This window comes from Pedobacter sp. 01T416_2 (assembly GCF_056398925.1).
This window is the reverse complement of record NZ_JBFTQI010001032.1, coordinates 1-1619: the sequence shown is the minus strand read 5'-3', so window position 1 is coordinate 1619 and position 1619 is coordinate 1. Positions and strand designations below refer to the sequence as shown.

General features: G+C 41.9%; 2 protein-coding genes. One reads left to right on the top strand and one right to left on the bottom strand.

Annotated elements, in window-relative coordinates:
- Window positions 1-1060: glycoside hydrolase family 88/105 protein (locus tag AC1DPQ_RS27050; protein ID WP_477611466.1), on the top strand; the 1060-nt coding region annotated here is incomplete at its 5' end.
- 162 nt (window positions 1061-1222) lie between these two features.
- On the opposite strand, the gene AC1DPQ_RS27045 is transcribed toward AC1DPQ_RS27050, so the two are convergent.
- Window positions 1223-1619: GntR family transcriptional regulator (locus tag AC1DPQ_RS27045; protein ID WP_477611465.1), on the bottom strand; the 397-nt coding region annotated here is incomplete at its 5' end.

The following is a 1619-nucleotide window of genomic DNA, read 5'->3' as shown; positions in this document are numbered from 1 at the left end:
ACCTTCTCCAGACTTAACAAAACAGTCCATCAATGAAATAATGACCCGTGTTGCGCATTGGCAGATGAAAGAAACCCAGGGAAGGGAAGCTGCCGATTGGACATTTGGTGCGCTTTATGCCGGGATGGTTGAATATGCGAAATCAACAAATGATACAGCATGTTTTAACTGGCTTAAATCGGTAGGTACGAAATTAAAATGGACACAAAAACTGGAAGCGGACCTGAGTCTGCGCTACCACGCTGACGATTATGCGGTTGGTATGATGTATACCGAAATGTTCCGTATTTATAAAGATAAAAAAATGTACACTCCAATGGGACGTTATTTCGATTTCATTTTGAAACATCCTTCAAAGCGGAATCTGAAATATACTTTCGAACCGGGCAATTATGGTACTGAGCGATGGAGCTGGTGTGACGCCCTGTTTATGGGGCCGACCGTATGGGCAAAAATGGCAAATATTACCGGCAAAGAAGAATACCTTAAATTTATGGACAAGGAGTACCGGCTTAGCTATAAGTATCTCTACAGCAAAGAAAATCATTTGTTTTTCAGGGACGATTCCTATTTTAAAAAGAAAGAAAAAAACGGTCAGCCGGTATTTTGGGGCCGGGGAAACGGTTGGGTTCTGGCTGGCTTGCCCATCATTATCCAGGAGCTTCCGGCCGATTTCAAAAACAAGAAGTTCTATGAAAAATTATTCGTAGAAATGGCAGAAAAAATAGCTGTCCTGCAGGATGAAAAAGGTTTTTGGCATGCCAGCTTATTGGATCCGGACAGTTACCCAAGCCCTGAAATGAGTTGTACGGGCTTTTATACCTACGCTTTGGCATGGGGTATCAATCATGGTTATTTGGATAAGGTTAAATATCAACCGATAGTTGAAAAAGGTTGGCACTCAATGGTGAAATCAGTGTTTCCAAACGGCAAGCTGGGATGGGTGCAGCCTGTAGGTGGCGATCCACAGAAAGTAACCGAAAACATGACTGCCGTTTATGGGGTAGGTGCATTTTTGCTTGCCGGTACCGAGTTAAGGAAACTGGTAGAGCACCAATGATTCTTGCGCTTAACCCTAGCAGCAACAACTCTAAAAACAATATGCTGGGTAAAGCAATCTAAACCGATAATTGTCTGGATTTAGGCTAATGGTACAAAGATTACATAGAGCGGGTTTAACAGTGAATCCGCTCTATGTTTTTAAGTGGATTATCTCAGTTTGTTATCGTGAGCTTTCTGTGGTATAAACAAAACTATCGGCCTTATAATGACCTATATTATATTCAATGGGCCTTCCTCCCTGATCAAATACAAATCTTTTACGGGAAAGAATAGGGCTACCAATGGCTACTTTTAACTTTTGAGCAATAAATGCATCAGCAGATCTCGCACTGATCTCCTCTTTAGAAAGCGTAGCAACTATCAGGTGATCTTTTTCCAGCATTTCATAAAGGGGGGCTTTAAAGTCCTCGTCGCCAGTTAATCCGACGCGGGGATGAAAATAAGATACGAAATATACAAAAGGTTCTTCCGGCCTTCCGCGGACCTTTTCCATTTTTAATACTTTCTGATCGGTTTTGATRTCGAAAAAGTTGGCTATCACCTCATCAGGGTTAGTC